Source organism: Streptomyces sp. TBY4 (assembly GCF_024213195.1).
Taxonomy (GTDB): Bacteria; Actinomycetota; Actinomycetes; order Streptomycetales; family Streptomycetaceae; genus Streptomyces.
Map to the genome: position 1 here is coordinate 653,363 of NZ_JANAVF010000001.1, position 20,104 is coordinate 673,466.

General features: G+C 73.0%; 14 protein-coding genes and 1 pseudogene. 12 read left to right on the top strand and 3 right to left on the bottom strand.

Features of this window, described 5'->3' with window-relative positions; translation table 11 throughout:
• Positions 1 to 23: 23 nt before the first annotated feature.
• Positions 24 to 551 carry an RNA polymerase sigma factor gene (locus NLX94_RS03070; RefSeq protein ID WP_254380969.1) on the top strand — a complete coding sequence of 176 codons (528 nt, stop codon included), beginning with the start codon at positions 24 to 26 and terminating at the stop codon, positions 549 to 551.
• An 866-nt stretch (positions 552 to 1,417) separates the two neighbouring features.
• Positions 1,418 to 2,137 (top strand): annotated as a pseudogene (locus NLX94_RS39565) (IclR family transcriptional regulator C-terminal domain-containing protein); the annotation flags it as partial.
• A 479-nt stretch (positions 2,138 to 2,616) separates the two neighbouring features.
• Here NLX94_RS39565 and NLX94_RS03080 read toward each other — a convergent pair.
• On the bottom strand, positions 2,617 to 4,392 hold the full coding sequence (locus tag NLX94_RS03080) for a protein kinase (RefSeq protein ID WP_308402361.1): 1,776 nt from the start codon (positions 4,390 to 4,392) through the stop codon (positions 2,617 to 2,619).
• Positions 4,393 to 4,516: 124 nt separating this feature from the next.
• On the opposite strand from NLX94_RS03080, the gene NLX94_RS03085 reads away from it, so the two are divergent.
• The 4 genes from NLX94_RS03085 (at position 4,517) to NLX94_RS03100 (ending at position 12,082) form a co-directional block, all read left to right on the top strand.
• The gene (locus tag NLX94_RS03085; RefSeq protein WP_254380971.1) at positions 4,517 to 7,771 is read left to right on the top strand and encodes an NACHT domain-containing NTPase; all 3,255 of its coding nucleotides are present in this window, start codon (positions 4,517 to 4,519) and stop codon (positions 7,769 to 7,771) included.
• Positions 7,772 to 7,806: 35 nt separating this feature from the next.
• On the top strand, positions 7,807 to 8,367 hold the full coding sequence (locus NLX94_RS03090) for a TetR/AcrR family transcriptional regulator (RefSeq protein ID WP_302168754.1): 561 nt from the start codon (positions 7,807 to 7,809) through the stop codon (positions 8,365 to 8,367).
• Between the two features lie 152 nt (positions 8,368 to 8,519).
• Positions 8,520 to 9,695 carry an agmatine deiminase family protein gene (locus tag NLX94_RS03095; protein ID WP_254380973.1) on the top strand — a complete coding sequence of 392 codons (1,176 nt, stop codon included), beginning with the start codon at positions 8,520 to 8,522 and terminating at the stop codon, positions 9,693 to 9,695.
• 167 nt (positions 9,696 to 9,862) lie between these two features.
• The gene (locus NLX94_RS03100) at positions 9,863 to 12,082 is read left to right on the top strand and encodes a VCBS repeat-containing protein (protein ID WP_254380974.1); all 2,220 of its coding nucleotides are present in this window, start codon (positions 9,863 to 9,865) and stop codon (positions 12,080 to 12,082) included.
• A gap of 30 nt (positions 12,083 to 12,112) precedes the next feature.
• Here NLX94_RS03100 and NLX94_RS03105 read toward each other — a convergent pair whose 3' ends face one another.
• Positions 12,113 to 12,682, bottom strand: a complete 570-nt coding sequence (locus NLX94_RS03105) for a GNAT family N-acetyltransferase (protein WP_254380975.1) — start codon at positions 12,680 to 12,682, stop codon at positions 12,113 to 12,115.
• A gap of 24 nt (positions 12,683 to 12,706) precedes the next feature.
• Complete coding sequence (locus NLX94_RS03110) at positions 12,707 to 13,279, bottom strand: TetR/AcrR family transcriptional regulator (RefSeq protein WP_254380976.1); 573 nt, start codon at positions 13,277 to 13,279, stop codon at positions 12,707 to 12,709.
• Between the two features lie 243 nt (positions 13,280 to 13,522).
• Between NLX94_RS03110 and NLX94_RS03115 the strand changes: the two genes are divergently transcribed.
• The 6 genes from NLX94_RS03115 to NLX94_RS03140 all read left to right on the top strand — a co-directional run bounded on the left by NLX94_RS03115 (position 13,523) and on the right by NLX94_RS03140 (position 20,024).
• Positions 13,523 to 14,536: an agmatine/peptidylarginine deiminase gene (locus NLX94_RS03115; RefSeq protein ID WP_254380977.1), complete on the top strand. Its 1,014-nt coding sequence runs from the start codon at positions 13,523 to 13,525 to the stop codon at positions 14,534 to 14,536.
• Between the two features lie 113 nt (positions 14,537 to 14,649).
• A complete protein-coding gene (locus NLX94_RS03120) occupies positions 14,650 to 16,356 on the top strand; it encodes an ABC transporter substrate-binding protein (protein WP_254380978.1) in 1,707 nt (568 codons plus the stop codon).
• Positions 16,353 to 17,312, top strand: coding sequence for an ABC transporter permease (locus tag NLX94_RS03125; protein ID WP_254380979.1), 960 nt, complete (start codon positions 16,353 to 16,355; stop codon positions 17,310 to 17,312). The genes NLX94_RS03120 and NLX94_RS03125 overlap by 4 nt, the downstream gene beginning before the upstream one ends.
• Positions 17,309 to 18,163 (top strand): ABC transporter permease, encoded by an 855-nt coding sequence (locus tag NLX94_RS03130; protein WP_254380980.1) that lies wholly within the window; start codon positions 17,309 to 17,311, stop codon positions 18,161 to 18,163. Before NLX94_RS03125 ends, NLX94_RS03130 begins: the two co-directional genes overlap by 4 nt.
• Positions 18,160 to 19,188 carry an ABC transporter ATP-binding protein gene (locus NLX94_RS03135; RefSeq protein WP_254380981.1) on the top strand — a complete coding sequence of 343 codons (1,029 nt, stop codon included), beginning with the start codon at positions 18,160 to 18,162 and terminating at the stop codon, positions 19,186 to 19,188. Before NLX94_RS03130 ends, NLX94_RS03135 begins: the two co-directional genes overlap by 4 nt.
• The gene (locus tag NLX94_RS03140; RefSeq protein ID WP_254380982.1) at positions 19,185 to 20,024 is read left to right on the top strand and encodes an ABC transporter ATP-binding protein; all 840 of its coding nucleotides are present in this window, start codon (positions 19,185 to 19,187) and stop codon (positions 20,022 to 20,024) included. Before NLX94_RS03135 ends, NLX94_RS03140 begins: the two co-directional genes overlap by 4 nt.
• The last annotated feature ends 80 nt before the right edge of the window (positions 20,025 to 20,104 follow it).

The following is a 20,104-nucleotide window of genomic DNA, read 5'->3' on the forward strand; positions in this document are numbered from 1 at the left end:
GCCGGCGACGGCGGCCGGCGCCCATGAGCCAGTGGAACGCACCGGCACGCCTGTCGTACTGGGCCTTCCACGCCGACCGGCGCCCGGCCTACATGCGGTTCGCGTACCTGCAGCTGGGATCGGACACGGCGGCCGAGGAAGCGGTCGACGCCGCCTTCGACTCGATCATGTGCGAATGGCTGCGGATGCTGCACATGGACCGGCTCGACGCCTACGCGTGGACCGTCCTCAAACAGCGCCTGATCGACCGCCAGTTCCACCGCGGCCCCGGGCCGGAGCCGGTGGACACCAGTGCCTTCGAGGCGGCGCTCAAGGAGGCGCACGCGGAAGCCGACCAGTACGAGGTGCTCACCGACACGATCCGCTTCTACTCCGCCGTCTCCCGGCTCGCCGAACGGCAGCGCGACGCCGTGCTGTTGAGGTACGGACTCCAGTGCACCCCCGGCGAAGCCGCCGCGATCATGGGGGTGGACGAGGCCACGGTCCGCTCGCAGCTCGGCCAGGCCCAGCGGCGGCTCGCCCGGTTGCTCGACCCGTCGGCCGAGTCATGAACCGCAACACGAGCCGCGGAACCCGCCGCGAGGACGGCGGACTCCCGCGTTCCCTGGAACGGTTCCTCGCCCGGGCCAGCGTGCGCGACCGCTATCCGCACTACGACCTGGGCGCGGCGGAGGCCCGGCTGCTGCGGGGCACGGACGCCACCGCCGCGGCGCCGGGGCCGGGGCCGGTCCCCGCCCCGGCTCCCAGACGGGGCGGAGGCCACGCCCGGCGCCGCACGCTCGGCTGGAGCGACCCCCTGCGCGATCTGCCGCTGGACTCCGAGCGGGCCGGACGCGACCTCAAGGCCGCCTGCCTGGCCTCCGTCTGTGCCACGGGGGCCCGGGAGCGGCTCGACGCCTTCGAGAGCGGCGGCCACGCCGATCTGCCCGGAGCCGTGGTCTTCGGCTGTCTGCTGCACCTGGCCGGACTGCGCGAAGGGGCCCGCTTCTGGTGGCAGTTCGCCGCCGGGTCCGGGCGCAGCCGGACCGCGCACGCCGCGTACTGCCTCTTCCTCGACCACTCCCGGCGCGGCGAGCACCACGACGCCCGGGTCTGGGCCCGGGAGCTGGGCCGGCGCCGCTTCCGGCCGGGCGGGCGCCGGGAGCTCCGCGAGGTACGGCTGTGCGCGCAGGCGGCCGTCCTGCGCTACGTGGACCAGCTCGAGGATCCCGACCTGGGCCCGGTGCCGCTGCCCAGGCCCGGGGTCTCCCGGGCCCTGGACGCCTTCCGGCCGCAGGCCGCCCCGGCGCGGCCGGAGCCGGACCGGACGGAGCCGCGCCGACCGGAGGCGGGCCGGCTCGGCGCGGGTCCGCTGCGCCACCCCGCGCTGACGGCGGCGGCCCGCGGGACCGTCGTCCAGCCCGGCGGGGGCGAGGCCCTGGCGGCGGCGCGCCGCGCCCTGGCCGTCGTACGGGTCCTGCAGCGGCGGCCGCTCGGCGTACGGGCCGGGCGGCTCGGGCGGGAGGCCGGGCTGGCCGAGGCGGAGCTCGGGCCGCTGCTGTCGATGCTCTGCGAGGAGGGGTACGCGTACCGCTCCGGGGTCGGGGTCTACGCCCCCGGGCCGGCTCTCGACCGGCTCGCGGCCCCGGGCGGCCGGGGCCTGGCGGCCCAGCTGCAGAGCACCCTGTCCCTGGCGCGGGACAGCGCGGGCGCGGCGGTGTACCTGAGCCGGTACGCCGAGGGCGAGGTCCGGATCACCCAGATGGCGGACGGGCCCGGCGCCCCGCCGGTACGGGAGTGGGTGGACTTCCGGGACGCCGCGCACGCCAGCGCGGTCGGCAAGTGCCTGCTGAGCCAGCTCGACCACGACGGCCGCGCCGACCACGTGGCCCGGCACCGGCCCGCCCGGCTCACCGAGCGGACCATCACCGACAGCCGGGCCCTGTTCAGCGCGCTCGACGCGGTGGCCCCCGGGGCCCCCGTCTTCGACCTGCGCGAGTACGCCCCCGGCGTGGTGTGCGCGGCGGTCCCCCTGGCGCTCGGCGACGCGGCGGGCAGCCTCGCCCTGTCGCTGCCCGGCGGGCACGCGCACCGGCTGGGCCGGGCCACCGAGGCGCTCCGGCGCAAGGCGGTACCCGTCCTGCTGGCCCTGCTGCTGGCGGGGGCGATCCCGCCGGACGGCGCGGACGCCCCGCAGGAGGCGGCGGAGCCGGAGGGGGCTGCCGGGGCGCACGGAGCTGCCGGGGGGCGCGGGCCCGGGTCCGACTCCCCGGGCCCGGCCGACGGGCCGCGGGTCCCGGCGGAGCCCGAGTCGCTGCCGATGCCGGTACCGGTCACGGCGGAGACCCTGCGCCAGCTGCGCAGCCTCTTCCGGACCCCGCTGACCCGGGCCGCGGGCGGAGCGGACGGGCCCCACGGACCGCACGGACCGCACGGACCGCACGGGCCGCACCTGGTCAGCGACAGCAGCTCGGAGGCGGCGTACCTCTTCGACGCACCGCAGGACGGCGGAGCCCCCGGGCTGGCGCTCCCGCGCACCTACGCCCCGCTGGTTCCGGGCAGCCTGCGGACGCCCGACGGGCTCGACGGGCTGGTGGTGCTGCGCACCTGACCGGAGTCGGGGGGGCGGCCGGGGCGTCAGGGGGTGACGGAGCCCAGCGCCCCCGGGACGAAGGTGGCCACGGCGGTGTCGAAGTGGCGCTTGGCCGCGTCGACTTCGCCCACGGGGGAGGAGACCCAGATGTCGTACATCCGGCCGTTCTCGTCCCAGCACAGGTCGTAGGTGTGCCGGGCCCCCTCGGTCCGGTCGAAGCCGTTCCAGGTGAACTCCCAGAGCGCCGCCGGGAGTTGATGATGGACGGTCGGTACGACGGTGCCGTCGCGGTAGCCCGCGTTGGTCTCCGGGCCGTTCGCGTGGGCCTGCCGCATCACGCCGAGCGGGCCGCCGGGCACCGGCATCTTCACCCGGATCCCGATGCGGACGGACCCGTCCGGGGAGACGTAGAAGACGCGCTGGTCGTCGGTGGCCCGCTGGTACCCCTCGGGCACGGCGACGGCGAAGCCCTGCGGGTCGGTGACGGTCCGGTACCCGGAGGGCGCCCCGCCCGGGGTCAGGGCCGGGGGCCCGCCCACCGGACTGGCGCTGGAGGAAGCCCCGTTCGGGCTCGCGGAGCCGCCGGGAGCCGCGGCCCCGCTCTGCGGCCCCTGCCCCGTCTCCTCCACCCCGAACAGCGAGCGCAGCGGGCCGGCGCCCACCACCGCCCCGGCCCCCACCAGGACGGCTGCGGCCGCGACCAGCCCGATGCGCAGGCCCGGCCGGACCGCCACGCGCCGCCCGGCCGCCGGACGCGGAGCCACGGCGGGGGCCGTCAGCCCCTGAGGCTCCGGGGCCGGCAGTCTGTCGGGCGACACGGCGCCCGGCGGTCCGTCGGCCGCTCCAGGGGTGGGGTCGGCCGACACGGGGACGCGGTCGGCCGGCTCGGTCATCCGCTCGGCGGCTGCAGGGCCGCCGCCCACGAACACCGCACCGGCCCCATGGCCACCTCCGCTCCCGCCTCCGCTCCCGGGCCCGCTCCCGACGGGCATCGCGCCGCCGCCGGCCAGGTAGGCCGACAGCAGCCGGTCGGCCTCCGCCGCCCCCATCCGCCGCTCCGGGTCGCGTTCCAGCAGCCCCCGGATGACCGGCAGGAGCGGCCCGGCCTGGACGGGCGGGCGGATCTCCGCCGAGACGACGGCGTGCAGGACTCCGCCGAGCGAATCGCGCCGGAAGGGGGACGCCCCGGTCAGCGCGGTGCACATGAGCGTGCCGAGCGACCACAGGTCGGCGGCCGGACCGGCCTCGGCTCCCCGCATCCGCTCCGGGGCGGTGTACTCGGGCGAGCCGATGAAGGCGCCCGTCTGGCTGATGGTGGTGGCCCCGGAGAACCGGGCGATGCCGAAGTCGGTGAGCACCACCCGGCCGGTCCCCGATTCCATGAGGACGTTGGCCGGCTTCACGTCCCGGTGGAGCACGCCCCGGCCGTGCGCCGCGGTCAGGGCGCCGAGCAGGGCGAGTGCGGTACGCGCCGTCTCGACCGGGGTGAGGGTCCGCCCGGCGGAGATCAGGTCGGCGAGGGATCCCCCGTCGACCAGTTCCATCACGATGCAGGGGCGGCCTTCGTGTTCGACGACGTCGTGGACCACGACGACATGGGGGTGGCGCACGTGCGCCACGGCACGCGCCTCGCGCAGGGCCCCCGCGGCCACACCGTCCCCGTCGCCCTCGCCCGCGTGCAGTTCCTTGACGGCGACCGGACGCCCGAGGAGTTCGTCAGTGGCCCGCCAGACCGTGCCCATCCCGCCCCGGCCCAGCCGCTCCCCCAGGCGGTACCGCCCGGCCACCACGACGCTGCCGCGCACTTCGTCCTGCGCCACCGCGCTCACCCCCCTCGCCCGTTCCCGGGGCCATGATGCCGTAGCCGGCTCTCCCGGCGGCGCGTGCACCGCGCAGCCTAGAATCGGGCCGCGCGGCACCGGCACAGCTCTTCGGGGGGCACACGTGGAACCCACAGCCATCGGGCTCAGGTTGGCGACGGCGGTGATCGGCCCGCTCGTCAGGAAGTTCTTCGTCGCCGACGCCCCCGGGGCGGGGCTGGTCGACAAGCCGGTCCGGCTCTCGGGGTACGTCTCGTTCAGGGGCGAGAAGCGCACCCTCACCGAGTCCGACGTGCGCGCCTTGGCGGCCACCCTCGTCGAGCAGGCCCTGCGCACGGGCGAACGCCCGATCCCGGCGGACGAGCGGGACGCCGTGACCGACGCCCTCGCCGCCACCCTGCACGCCCTCGGCGACCTCACGATCACGGACGTCGAAGCCGTCCGGCTCGGCCCGGAGGCCTTCGCCCGCGAGCTGCGCCGCGCGGGCGACCACCCGGAGCGCCACCTCTCGGCCGACGCGACGCACTTCTACGAAGCCCTGCTCGGCGTCGCCTCCCTGCACATCCTGGAGTTCTTCACCCAGCGCAAGACCTTCACCGCGCACGCGCTGGTCGGCCAGACCCGCTCGGTCCACGAACTGACGGCGAAGACGGACGAGTTGATCCGCCGAACCCCGCTCCCCGACGCGGCGGACGCCGCGTTCGAGACGACGTACCTCCCGTACGTGGCGAAGAAGTACTCCAAGCTCACCATCTACGGCATCGACCTGAGCAATTCGCCGACGCGCTGGCCGCTGGACGTGGCGTACCTCAGCCTGGAGGCGGCGCCGCTGGGGCGCACGCCCCCCTCCTGGGACGCCTACGAGACCGCGGAGGATTTCCTCGCGGTGCAGCGGAACCTGGAACCCCAGCCCGCGGACCAGGCACTGGCCCGCACCCCGCGCGTCCTCCTGCGGGGCGAGGCCGGTTCCGGGAAGACCACCCTCGTCCAGTGGCTGGCGGTCACCGCCGCGCAGCAGGACCGCCCGGACCGGCCGGACCACCTCCGCGACCGGATCCCCTTCGTCCTCCCGCTCCGCACGCTCACCCGCCACGGCGAACGGCTTCCGGCTCCGCAGCAGTTCCTCTCCGCGATCGGCTGCCCCCTCGCCGGCTCCCAGCCCGCCGGATGGGAGCATCGGGTGCTCACCGCCGGCCAGGGGCTGGTCCTCGTGGACGGCATCGACGAGGTCCCCGAACCCGAGCGGGAGCGGACCCGCCGCTGGCTGCGGGACCTCATCGACGCGTACGACGGCCACGGCAACCGGTGGCTGGTCACCTCGCGCCCCTCGGCCGTGGGCCAGGACTGGCTGGCCGAGGAGGGGTTCGGCGAACTGGCGCTGTCCTCCATGCGGCCGGCCGACACCGCCACCTTCATCAGGCGCTGGCACGCGGCCGCCCGCGACGGGTCCGGGGACCCGGCCGAACTCGACGCGTACGAGGCACAGCTCCTCACCGCCGTCCGCTCCAAGGCCGACCTCGGCAGGCTGGCCACCAACCCCCTGATGTGCGGCCTGATCTGTGCGCTCCACCGCGACCGGCGGGGGTATCTCCCGTACGGCCGGAAGGACTTGTACGAGGCTGCGCTGTCCATGCTGATCAGCCGGCGCGACCGGGAGCGGGACATGCGGGTCCCCGACCTCCGCGAGGAGCCCCAGCTCGAACTGCTCCAGCGGCTGGCGTACTGGATGATCAAGAACGGCCGTACGGAGATGGACCGTTCCCAGGCCGAGGCCATCATCGGCCGGGCGCTCCCCGCCGTCCCGGAGGCGGCGGCACTGGGCGATGCACCGACCGTCTTCGAGCACTTCCTCCAGCGCAGCGGCCTGCTCCGCGAGCCGACCCCGGGAACGGTGGACTTCGTCCACCGCACCTTCCAGGACTTCCTGGGAGCGCGGGCGGTGGTGGAGGAGGGCGACTTCGGCCTGCTCGCCGGGCACGCCGCGGACGACCAGTGGGAGGACGTCATCCGCATGGCGGTCGCCCTGGCCCGGCCGCGGGAGCGCGTGGGCCTCTTCGAGGACATGCTGAGCCTCGGCGACCGCACGGAGGACCAACGGGTCCGCTTCCGCGTGCACCTCTTGGCCGCCGCCTGCCTGGAACACGCCACGACCCTGGACCCGGCCGTCCGCGAGGCGGTGGAGGAGCGGACGGCCAGGCTGATCCCACCGCGCAACGAGGTCGATGCCCGCGCCCTGGCGAAGCTCGGCCCACTGATCCTGGACCTGCTGCCCGGCCCGGAGGACCAGCGCGAAAGCGATGCCTACTACAGCGTCATCGCGGCTTCCTGGGTCGCATCCGACGCCGCCGTGCCCTTCCTGGCCGGCTACTCCGAGCACGCCTCCTTCGAGGTACGGAGCCAGCTCATGTGGGCCTGGTACCGCTTCGACAGCACCTTGTACGCGGATGAGGTCATCGCACGGCTGGACCCGGAGGGACTGGACTACACCGTCACTTCCGATGAGCAGTTGCACCACCTGGAACGACTGGGAGTGCCTGTGGAATCCCTGGACGTCCGGAGCGATCTGTCCGTGCAGGCGCTCGTCTCCTACCTCTCCCGGCACTCCCTGAAGGCCTTGAGGCTCCGGGACAACTCCACGGAGGGCTTGTCGGTCCTGGCCGGCCAGACCCGGATCGAATCGTTCGTCGCCCACCACTGCGACCTGATCGCGGACCTCTCCCCCCTCATCGGACTGCCGATCCGGGACCTGTGCGTCGACGTCGTCTCGGACGTGGATCTCGGCCCGCTGCGGCAGCTGGCCGACCTCGAGGACCTCTCGCTCGACGGTGGCCCGGACGCCCTGATCTGGACTCCGGACCTCCTCCATCCACAGGCTCCCCTCCGATACCTCCAGGTGTTCGGTCAGGGCTCTTGCGAGCAGGACCTGACGGACATCGGCCGCTTCCCCCTACTCGAAACCCTCGGGTTCTCCGGCACCATCACGGCCGACGGCTGGCGCGAGGTGTCCGGGCTGCCGGCCCTCTCTCGGCTCACCTTGCACGCGGACTCGTTCGAGCACCTTCCCGCCGACGGCGTCCTGGCGGAGGTCACCCACCTCTGCGTGAACCTCGTCGAGGACGCCCACACCGCACAGCGGATCATCGACAGGCTGCCGCGCGCCTTCCCCCGGCTCGTCTCCTTCGAGTTCTGGGGAAGTCCGGCCCTGGACGGAGTCGTCGACGTCTCCCCCCTGGCGCGGCTGCAGGCCCTGGAGGACTTCCTCATGAGCCTGTCTCCGAGCCGGATGAACGGCCTCGCCACGCTGCCTTCGCAGGTCCTGGTCCGCGGACTGAATCTCCGGTCACACCTCTCGACCCAATCGCCAGGAGCCGCCGGGTAAGGTGTCGAGCCGTGGCAGATCGTCGAACGGCAATCATGGAAGGCGCCGCGCGGGTCATCGCCCGGCGCGGCGTCCGCGGCCTGCGCGTGGAGGAGCTCGCCGCCGAGGCGGGCGTGTCCACGGCCTTGATCTACTACCACTTCAAGGACCGCGCGGGCATCCTCCGCGCCACCCTGGAGTTCATCAACGACCGCGCCGGCCGCTACACCACCGAGCGCGACCCCGGGCATCCGCCGCTCGACGCCCTGGGGGAGCTGGAGCAGACGCTCCTGCTGGAGTTCCAGGACGACCCCGCGGTACGGGAGAACAGCACGGCCTGGGGAGAGCTCCGCGCCAGCGCGGTGTTCGACCCCGATCTGCGCGAGGACCTCGCCGAAGCCACCCGGATCTGGATCCAGGAAGTGGGCGAGCTCCTCGCTCAGGTCCGCCCCCTGGCCGCAGCCGCCACCGTCTCCGGTGCCGCCGAGCGGCTGACCGCCCTGGTGGAGGGGCTGAGCTCGCGGTGGCTCAGCGGCAGCCTTCCCCTGGCGCACGCCCGCGAGCTGATGGTGGCCGCCATCGCCGCCGAGCTGGACCGCCTCGCCCGCACCGCCTGAGCCGCAGGCCCCGTAGGCCCCGTAGGCCCCGTAGAACGCCCCCTCAGCAGGGCTCACGCACATCTCACAGGTTGACTGAATTTTCAGTCAGTGAGAGGGTCGAACCGTGGCGCCGCTCTCGGCCCGCACCCCCACGCGACCCGGAGGCCCCTGTGCACGACTCCCCCGACGACAGCCGCTCCCTCCTCGGGCGGCTCTTCGGCTCCGCTCCCTCCCGCAGGCGCGTCCTCGGGGCTGCCGGACTCGGAGCCGCGGGAGTGGCGCTCGGTACGGCGGCCGCCGCGGCCCCGGGGGCGCTGCGGTCGCCGAGCCCGGCGGTGCAGCGCTGGCGGGTGGACCTCGACGACGTGCCCCACACCCGCACCTGGATGTCCTGGCCCTCCCGCTCCTCCATCTGGGGCGGCCGCGCGCTGACCGGGGTCCAGGAGGACATCGCGCTGATCGCGAAGACGATCGCGCGCTACGAGCCCGTCGTCATGTGCGCGCCGGACGCGTACACGGCCGCCACCGCCCGCTCCTGGTGCGGCCCGGGCGTGACCGTGACCACCTCCATCGACACCGACGACCTCTGGATGCGCGACATCGCCCCGGTCTTCCGCCGGGACGGCCGCGGCGGGCTCGACGCGATCGGCCTGAACTTCAACGGCTGGGGCAACAAGCAGGCCCACTCCTACGACCGCCACGTCGCGGAGAGCGTCGCGTACGAGTGCCATCTCCCCTTCAGCAGGACGGACTTCGTCGGCGAGGGCGGATCGATCGAGACCGACGGCGACGGAACCGTGATGGCCACGGAGAGCAGCCTCGTCAACAAGAACCGCAACCGGGGCTGGAGCCGGGCCGAGGTCGAGGACGCCGTCCTGCACGCCTACGGCGCCGACAAGATGATCTGGGTGCCCGGCATCAAGGGCAAGGACATCACCGACGACCACATCGACGTGACCTCGCGCTTCATCCGTCCCGGCGTGGTCATGGTCCAGGTGCCGCCGGCCGGCCGCGACGACATCTGGGCGCGCGACGCACGCGAGCAGTTCTCGATCCTCTCCGCGGCCACCGACGCCCGGGGCCGGCGGCTGACCGTCATCAAGGTCGACGGTCCGGACACCACTCGCTCGAAGAACCCCGAGTTCGTCGACTCGTACATGAACTTCCACGTGGTCAACGGAGCCGTCATCACGGCCCAGTTCGGCGATGCCACCAAGGACGCGGCGGCGAAGCGGGCCCTGGCGGCCGCCTTCCCCGGCCGGACCGTCGTCCAGCTCGACGTGGACCGGCTGATGGCCGGGGGCGGCGGCATCCACTGCTCCACGATGGCCGAACCGCGCCCGTAACACCCGTAAGACGGCAAACCGACGTGGTCCCGCCGGAACAGGGCACCGGCGGGACTGCCCTGCGGACGCGGGCGGACCGGGTGGTACGGTCCGCTCCTGCGATCACGCTCGCACGGACGCCACCAGGGGTTTCGCGTCCGCGCGGAGCGTTTCACCTGGGGGCCCACATGCCGTACCGCCGCACGTCCCGGAGACTCGTCTCGCTCGCCGTCTTCACCGCGCTCGCGGCCGCCGGGGGCCCGCTGGCCCTTCCCGCGGTCGCCGCGCCGGGTCAGGCCGCCCCCGATGAGGCTGCGGCGGCGCTGCCGCGGGTTCCCTCGGATGCGCGGATCGTGAGCGGGGGTCCGGGGGGCTTCTTGATGCGGGCGAACAGCTCCGACCAGGGGCAGGACCTCACCTGGACGCGTTACTCCGACGGCTCGGTCACGCGGATGGACTTCCCGTTGACCTCCGACGAGGAGGCGGGAGCAATGTCCGACACGGTGGTCGAGCACGGCCGCCCCGTGCGGCTGCACCACATGGACACCGGGACCACCACCGAGATCGACGTGTTCGGGATGGGCTACAGCTACCTCGGCGCCGTCGGCACCACGCTCATCACCCTCGGCCCCCGCCCCGGATCGACCCCACAGCTCCACCTGCTCAGCGACCCCCGGAAGGGGATGACCGACCGGGCTGTCAGCGGCCTGCCACGCGGCATCCTGAGTGACAGAGTCGTCGCGTACGCAGACGGGGCTTTCGTCTACGAGTACGCGACCGGCGACAAGTACGCCCCGACCCTCCACCACGCGGTCGTCGACGTCGCCTCGGCCCGCATCGTGAGCACCTACCGGGTGTGGAACTCCTGGGGCGAAGTAGCCCTCTCCGGTACGCACATCGCCTGGATCGGATCTGCCAACGGGGTGAGCGGCACCGTCGTCCGCACCGCGAAGCGCGGCTCCTCGACCGTGTCGGTGACCCAGCTCGGGAGGATCGGCGACGGTCCGTTCATCGGCCTGCTCGACGGCTGGACACTCCTCGGCTCGCAGCGGGACGAGGACGTCAGCGACCACGCCCTGTACGCCCGTCCCCTCGGCGGGGGCGCGCCGCGCAAGGTACTGGACGCCGTGGACTCGCGCACTGCAGGCCTGGCGCCGGGCGGAGCCCTGCTGGTGAGGGGCGGCACGGCGGCCCACGGCGACGGCCTCTACCGCATCACCCGGGGTTCCGACGGGCTTCCGCGCGCCGAGATCGTCGCCTCGACGGGCAAGCCCACCAAGGTGACCCTCGTGAGCAGGAACATTCCTGCCACCGTCGACTTCGACCGCACCCCGACGGTCGTCCTGGGGTGGAAGCTGTCGCGCGACAGAGTCCGTACGACGTTCGTCCTGCGGAACCTGCGGACCGGCCTGAAGGGCGTGTACAGCGACAGGAACGTCCGCCCGCCGGAGGAAACCGGAAACGGCTTCTTCGAACTGCGCTGGCACGGAGCGCTCTACGACGGCGTGACACCGGCGACGGCCCCCAACGGGGAGTACGAATGGCAGCTCACCGCCAAGCCGATCGACGGAATCGGCCCCGACCTCGTCACCAAAGGCCGCCTCACCGTCAACCGGCCCCCGGCCCCGCACGACCTGACCGACGACGGCACGCCCGATCTCCTCGCACGCACCCCTGACGGGCACCTCATCAGTGAGAACACCTACCTCAGCGGTGGCGAGGAACCCGCTCTGAGGTCACAGACGGACCTCGGCAGCTACTGGGGAAAGTACACCGCGCTCGTGGCCGCGGGGAACGCCGGCGGCTCCCAGCACGCCGACCTGTTGGCCCGCGACGCGGCGGGCGTGCTGTGGCTGTACACCGGCAAGGGCGACGGAAAGTTCGCCGCCCGCAGCAAGATTGGGGCGGGCTGGAACCAGTACAACGAACTCACCGCGGGCGGCGACGTGACCGGCGACGGCAAGGCGGACCTCCTCGCCCGCGACAAGGACGGCGTGCTGTGGCTGCACCGGGGCACCGGCACGGCGGACGCCCCGTACGCCACCCGCAAGCGGATCAGCTCCGGCTGGAACCAGTACGACGCCCTGATCTCGGCGGGCAACATCGCCGGCGGCGCGGCGGGCGACCTCCTCGCACGCGACAAGGCCGGGGTGCTGTGGCTCCACCGGGGGCGCGGCGACGGCACCTTCGGCACGCGCAGCCGCGTCGGGTCGGGCTGGGACAAGTACAAGGACCTGGTGGCCTGGGGCGACGCCGACAAGGACGGGACCCTCGACCTCTACGCACGCGACAAGGACGGCGAGAGCTGGTTCTACCGGGGCACGGGAGAGGTCACGGCGCCCTTCCGGAGCCGCAAGGCCCTGAACGGGCTCACGCACCTCCCGCAGGAGTACACCGAGGTCCTGTGATCCGTCCACCGCCGTCAGCAGCGCGCGGGGTCACCCCCGCAGGTCCCGCATGCAGAACACCTTGTCGTAGCGGCGTTCGCCGACGGCGACGAAGCGGGGCAGCCGCCCGTACTCGGTGAAGCCCAGGGAGGCGTAGAGCCGCAGGGCCCGGGTGTTGTCGCCCCGCGCGTCCAGCGTGAGGACCTCGATGCCGGCCCTGCGGGCATCCTCGACGAGGGCTGCGGTCAGTGCCCGGCCGAGCCCGTGTCCGTGGGCCCCGGCGGCGACCGCGAGCTTCTCCAGGTCCGCGTGCGGCCGGTGGGTCGGGCGGGCGTAGCGCTGCCAGTACCCCAGCCCGGCGAGCCGGTCCCCGAGGTAGGCGGCGCGCAGGGCCGCGTCCCCGGCCCGTACGGCGTCCACGACTCCGTCGAGCAGTCGCGCCACCTCGTCCGGCCCGGGCGGTTCGACCCAGCCCAGCGCGGCGCCCCCGGCCACCAGGTCGGCCAGGATCCGGTGCGCCTCGCCAGCGAACCGGGCCGCCCGCCGCTGGTCGGACAGCAGCTCCAGGGCGTCTACGACCACCACTGCGGCGGCCGCCGCGCCGCCCGTCTCCTGATCCATGTCCGGCAGCCTGGGGCCTGTCATCTATACGGCCAGTTCCCCGTCGATCGCGTCGGCGAGGAGCCGGCGGGCGTGGTCCAGGGGCAGCGAGCCGCTGAGCCACCGGACGCTGAGGCCTTCGAGGAGGGCCGTCAGGCGCTCGGCGGCGGCCGCGTGCTCCGGGGCCGTGCCGGTGGGGCGGGCCTGGGCGAGGAGGTAGGAGATCTCGTGGACCCAGCTGTGCGTGGCCTTGGCCACGTCCTCGCGCAGGTCGGGATCGAAGACGGCGCTGGCCCTCAACTCACCCCAGGCGGTGCTGTTCTCCCGCACCTCCGGGGTTTCCTGGAGTTCGAGGAGCAGGGTCCGCTTCAGTTCGTCGCGGGGGCTCTCGGGGCCGTCCGATCCGTCCTCGCGCTCGGCGGTGTAGCGGTCGGCGCGATCGCTGATGAACTCCAGCGTCCGGCGCAGGATCCCGGCGCGGTCGGTGAAGTGGTAGTAGATCAGCGAGGTGGACACGCCCGCTTCGGCGGCGAGCTCCCCCACCCGGAGCCCGCGCACGCCGCGGCGCGCGATCACTCGCGTGGCGGCTCTGAGTATTTCCGTTCGACGGTCTGACACGAAGGGTCACTCTACCCGTCGACTCCGTCACCTGGGGCTTTTCCTGACCGTAACATCAGGATCTCGTTTCCGGCCCATTCGCCGTGATCATGCCGGTTCAGGCCCACTTCCGCAGCGTGTCCAACACGCGGTGTGACCGATTCCGCATCAGCTTGGCCAGAACCATTGACTGAATTTTCAGTTCGGTGGAGGATGCGGGCACCCCTTACGAACACTGACTGAATTTTCAAACAGGAGTGGATCATGACGACTTACCGGATGCCGGCCGAGTGGACGGACCACGAGGGCTGCCTGATGGCCTGGCCGACCCGGCAGGAGCTGTGGGGCGAGGTCTTCGACGAGATCAAGGTCGAGTACGCCCAGGTCGCCGGTGCGATCGCCGAATTCGAGCCGGTCACCATGGTCGCGCTGCCCGGCAGCGGTGACGAGGCCCGCGCGCTGTGCGGTGAGGGCGTCGAGGTGATCGAGCTTCCGATCGACGACTCCTGGTTCCGGGACTCCGGTCCGATCTTCGTGCTCGATGAGGACGGCCGGCGGGCGGGCGTGGACTTCCGCTTCAACGCCTGGGGCGGCAAGCACTTCCCCTACGACACCGACGACAAGATCGCCGCGGCCCTGCTGGAGCACTTCGGCGTGGACCGGATCGACTCCCGGATGATCCTCGAGGGCGGCGCGATCACGGTCGACGGCGAGGGCACGCTGATCACCACCGAGCAGTGCCTGCTCCACCCGAACCGCAACCCGGACATGACCAAGGCGGAGATCGAGGCCGAGCTGATCGCCCGCCTCGGTGTCACCAAGGTGATCTGGCTCCCGTACGGCGGTCTGCTGGACACCGAGACCGACGGGCACGTGGACGGGGTCTGCGCCTTCGTCGCCCCCGCCACCGTCGTCGTCCAGCTCCCGAGCGACCCGGCCCACCCCGACTTCGAGCGCATGCGCGTCAACCGTGCCGTCCTGGAGGGCTCCACCGACGCCGCCGGGCGCCCCTTCACGATCATCGACCTGCCGCAGAGCAACCTCGTCGAGGTCGACGGCAAGGAGACCGAGGTCGGCTACCTGAACTTCTACATCGCCAACGGCGGGGTCGTCGTCCCGATCGCCGGCACCTCCGAGGACGAGGGCGCGCTCGCGGTCATCGCCTCCGCCCTGCCCGGCCGCAAGGTCGTCGGTGTCCGCTCGCGCGTGATCGCGTACGGCGGTGGCGGCGTGCACTGCATCACCCAGCAGATCCCCGCGGCCGGCCGCACCGTCTGATCCCTCGCCCCCTTCGCCGTGCCCGGGCCGGCGGCCCCAGCCCCGAGCCTCCCTCCTCGCCCCGCTCGCCGCCTGCCCGCACCTCCCCGCCCCGCATGGAAGAGAGAGCACCGATGCCCCGATCCCTTCCCTGGTCCAGAGCCGCCAGGTCCGCCGGCCCCGCCACCTCCGGCCGCACCACCTCCGGCCGCTCCGCCGCCCGCCGCTCCGCGCTGCCCGTCGCCGCGCTGGCCGCCCTCAGCCTGGTAGCCGCCTGTTCGGGCCCGCCCAAGGACGGCGCGAACGGCAAGGACACGGCCTTCAAGCTGTCGGCCGGCACCCCGGCCGCCGTCGGCGAGATCGACTCCTTCACCTGGGCCGTGTACGCGGAACCGCCGACGCTGGACTACATCTCGGCCTTCGACTACCCGGCGAACACGATCCTGTCGAACGTCTGCGAGAGCCTGATGCGCTGGACCCCGGAGCTCACCATGGCTCCGGGACTGGCCGAGAAGGCCACCAACCCCAACGACCTGACCTGGGTCTACGACCTGCGCCCGGGCGTGCGCTTCCACGACGGCGGCACGATGACCGCGGACGACGTGGTCTACAGCCTGGGCCGTCAGATGGACCCGGAGAACGGGGCCGCCTGGAACAGCAACTTCTCCAACGTCGAGGCCGTCACCAAGACCGGCCCGCTCCAGGTGACCGTCAAGCTGAAGCAGCCCGACTCGCAGTTCCCCCAGTACATGGCCACCGCGGCCGGCGTCGTGGCCTCCAGGGCCGGGGTGGAGAAGGCGGGCGAGGACTACGGCACCACCGGCAGCCTGGACTGCACCGGCCCCTTCAAGCTGGGCACCTGGAACAAGGGCCAGTCGATCGAGCTCGACCGCTTCGACGGCTACTGGGGCACCAAGGCCAAGTCCGGCAAGGCCGTCTTCACCTTCCTCACCGACCCCAACGCCCGTACGAACGCCCTGCTGACCGGCGGGGCCGACGGCGGCTACCTGATCCCCACCGAGAGCTACGACCGGCTGCGCGCGAGCGGCGCCGGCACGCTCTACTTCGGCGAGGGCCTCAGCACCGTCAACGTCAACGTGACGAGCATGAAGGGCGCGCTCGGCGATGTCCGCGTCCGCCGGGCCCTGTCCCTGGCCCTGGACCGGCGCGGCTTCGTCAAGGCGGGCCTGGGCGGCGCCGGCACCGTCACCAGCTCGCTCACCACCAAGGCCGTCTGGGCCGGCGCCCCCGAGGCCGTCCGTGCCTCCGCCTTCGACACCCTGCCGTCGCCCGACCAGAACGTCGAGGCGGCCAAGCGGATGATCGAGGAGGCGGGCGCCACCGGCAAGACGCTGACCGTGGCCACCAGCGCCATCGGCCAGGACGTCTCGGTGCTGGCCACCGCCATCCAGGACGCGGGCACCAGGATCGGCCTGAAGATCGAGCTGAAGACGATCGCCCCCAACGCGTTCACCGCGCTGTTCACCGACCCGGCGGCGCGCGAGGGCATCGACATGTTCCCGGAGACGTACTACGACTCCATCACCGACCCGATGGACCTGCTGAGCAACTTCCAGACCGGGGCCTTCCAGAACTACGCCGGCTACAGCGACCCGTCCTACGACGCCCTGACCGACAAGGCCCGGGCCGAGTCCGACCCGGCCAAGCGCTTCTCGGCGGCCGCCGAACTCCAGAAGAAGGCCTCCGACCAGGTGCTGTGGATCCCGGTCGCCGAATGGCCGACCGCGGTCTTCCTGAACAAGCGCATCACCGGCGCCCCCACCACCATCTCCTACCTCTACTCCCCCTGGGCCGCCGGAATCGGGGCGGCCGCGAAATGAGTTTCCTGCGCTTCGCCGTACGGCGGCTGGCCGAAATGGCCGCCACCCTGCTCGGCGCCTCCTTCGTGATCTTCGGCGCGCTGTACCTGGCTCCGGGCAACCCGGCGAGCTTCCTCCTGGGCGGCCGCTCGGCCTCCCCGGAGGCCCTGCAGGCGATCAACGAGCACTACCACCTGGACGACCCCTTCGCGGTGCGGTACCTGAACTGGCTCGGCCAGGTGGTGCAAGGGGACTTCGGCCGCTCCATCACGTACCGCACCGACGTGTCGCGACTGCTCGCGGACCGGCTGCCCAACACCCTGATGCTGATCTCGATGGCGCTCGTCCTGGTCCTCGTGTTCGGGCTGATCCTCGGCTGGATCGGCGCCGTCCGCGGCGGGAAGGCCGACTCCGCGATCCTGGTGACGACCACCGTCGCCATCGGCACCCCCTCGTTCGTCGCGGCGGTGCTGCTGCAGGGCCTGTTCGCGGTACGGCTCGGCTGGTTCCCCACCGGCGGGGCCGGCGAGGGCTTCACCTCGATGCTGTGGCACCTGACCCTGCCCGCCGTCGCCCTGGCGCTCTACCTGATCGGCATGCTCGCCCGGGTCACCCGGGCCTCGATGCTCGAGGTCCTCGGCCAGGAGCACGTCACGGTCGCCCGCAGCCGGGGCGTGTCCACGGGCCAGGTCGTCCGGCGGCACGTCTTCCGCAACGCCCTGGGCACCGTGCTCACCACCGGCGGCCTCATCGTCTCCACCCTGCTGGTCTGCACCATCCTGGTGGAGTCCGCCTTCAGCGTGGGCGGCATCGGCCAGCTCCTCGAACTCTCCACCACCACCAAGGACTTCCCCACCGTGCAGGCCATCTCCCTCATCATGGTCGCGCTGTTCATGACGGTGAACCTCGTCGTCGACCTGCTCCATCCCCTGGTCGATCCCCGGGTCACCCTCGGCCCCGCGAAGAAGGCCTCGTGAGCTCCGTCCTGGTGCGCCGGCCGGGCCTCGCCCGGCTCCGGACCTCCCGCGCCCCCCTGTCCCTGTTCTGTACGGGCTTCGTCGCCCTCGTCGTGCTCGTCGCGGTGTTCGCCCCCTGGATCGCGCCCTACGATCCGAACTCCGTCGACCTGGCCAACGCCCTCGCGGGCCCCTCCGCCGACCACCTCCTCGGCGTCGACGCCTCCGGGCGCGACACCTTCTCCCGGCTGGTCCTGGGCGCCCGCACCTCGCTGCTCGGCCCGCTCGGCGTGGTCACCTTCTCCACCGCGGCCGGCGTGGCCATCGGCACCGCCGCCGCCTGGCGGGGCGGCTGGCTGGACTCGGTGCTCTCCCGCAGCACCGAGCTGGTCTTCGCCTTCCCCGGCATGCTGCTGGCCATCCTGATCGTCTCGGTCTACGGCGAGGGCCTGCTCGCCCCCGTCATCGCCCTGGCCATCGCCTACCTGCCGTACGTCAGCCGGCTGACCCGCTCCCTCGTCCTGGCCGAGCGCGCCCGCCCGTACGTGGAGGCGTACCGGGTGCAGGGACACTCCGGGGCGCAGATCTGCCTGCGCCACGTGGTCCCCGCCGTCATGCCCGTCGTCCTCGCGCAGTCCGCGATCAACTTCGGCTACGCCCTGATCGACCTGGCCGGCCTCGCCTTCCTCGGGCTGGGCGTACCGGCCCTGACCCCCGACTGGGGCCGCATGGTCTTCGACGGCAACGCCGCCATCCAGGCCGGCTACCCGCTCTCCGCGATCGTGCCGTGCGCGGCCATCGTGCTGACCGTGGTCGCCTTCAACGTCGTCGGCGAGGCCTGGGCCGACAAGGTAGCCCGGAGGGCGCGATGACTGTGACGAACACCCTTGAGATCGAGGGCCTGCGGCTGCACCTGCCGGGAGCGGTCCGGCCCGTCCTCGACGGCGTCGGGCTCACCGTGGGCCCCCGGGAGACCGTGGCCCTGGTCGGGGAGTCCGGCTCGGGCAAGAGCCTGACCTCGCGCAGCGTGCTGGGGCTGCTCCCCGAAGGGGCCCGTACGGAGGGCGAGGTGCGCGTGGCCGGGGACGACGTCCTCACCATGTCGCCGGGCCAGTTGCGGGTGCTGCGCACCAGCACGGCGGCCATGATCTTCCAGGACCCCCGGGCGGCGGTCAATCCGATGCGCCGCGTCGGCGACTTCCTCACCGAGAGCCTGCGGCTGAACGCCAAGGCGACCAAGGCGGTCGCCGAGGAGCGGGCGGTGGCCATGCTGGAGGCCGTCGGCCTCACGGCGGCCGTGCTGCGCAAGTACCCCGGACAGCTGTCCGGGGGCATGCTGCAGCGGGTCGTGATCGCGGCCGCCCTGATGGGCGACCCGGCCCTGATCCTCGCCGACGAACCCACCACGGCGCTGGACGTCACCTCGCAGGCCGAGGTGATCGGCCTCCTCGGCGATCTGCGCGAACGCTTCGGGACGGGGCTGCTGTTCGTCACGCACGACCTGGGCCTCGCCGCCGCGATCAGCGACCGGGTGTACGTGATGTACGCGGGCCGGATCGTGGAAACGGGCCCGGCCGCCGAGCTGTTCGCCCGCCCCCGCCACCCGTACACGGCGGCCCTGCTGAACTCCACCCCGCGCCTGGACGCACCCCGCGGGCGGCTCGCCGCGATCGAGGGCCGGCCGCCGAGCCTGCGGGAGGAGCTGACCGGATGCCCCTTCGCCGCGCGCTGCGTGCTCGCGACCGAGGTGTGCACGCGGGAGGCGCCGGCCCTGCTGCCGGTCGCCGGGGAACCGGACCGGCTCGCCTCCTGCCACCACGGCGAGCTGATCGCCGTACAGGAACGCGAAGGGGAGCAGGCCCGGGTGAGCACGGAACGAAAGGGGCTCCACCCATGAGCACCGCCACCGGCACGAGCGCCGGCACCACCGCCGCCGCGACGAAGACCGTCCTGGAGGTCCTGGGCCTGCACCGGACCTACGGCAGCGTCCGGGCCGTGGACGACGTGTCGTTCCGGCTGGCCGAGGGCGGCTCCCTGGGCATCGTCGGGGAGTCCGGTTCGGGCAAGACGACCACGGCCCGCATCGTGGTGGGCCTGGAAACCGCGGACGAGGGCCGGGTGCTGATCCACGGCCGCGACCGGGGCGATCACGCGCGCGGCAAGGCGCGCCGGCTCGCCCGGGCCCGTGAGATCCAGATGGTCTTCCAGGACCCCTTCCTCTCCCTGGACCCGCGCACCACCGTGGGCGCGGCCCTGCGGGAGACCCTCGCCCTGCACTTCCCCGGCACCGACCACGCGCGCCGGATCACCGAACTGCTCGACCAGGTCGGCCTCGGCTCCCGCGAGGCGGACGCACTGCCCCGGCAGCTGTCGGGCGGACAGCGCCAGCGCGTGGCGATCGCCCGCGCGCTGGCGGTCGAGCCGGCCGTCCTCGTCCTCGACGAGGCGGTGGCCGCCCTGGACGTCTCGGTGCAGGCGCAGATCCTGAACCTGCTCTTCGACATCCGCGAACAGACAGGAATCGGCTACCTGTTCATCACCCATGACCTCGGCGTCGTGCGCTGCGTGACCGATGACGTGATCGTCATGCGGGGCGGCCGGATCGTCGAGTCGGGGCCGACGTCACAGGTGCTCGCCGACCCCCAGCACCCTTACACGCGCCTGCTCCTGGAGTCCGTACCCCGTCCGGGGTGGGACCCGGGGAGCATCGCCGCCGCGCGCCGCGCCCTGTGAGGGGGGCCGCGGGCGCGTCGGCGCCCGCGGCCCATCGGTTCACCCGCTCACCCGCTCACCCGTTCCACGCAATTCGCGCA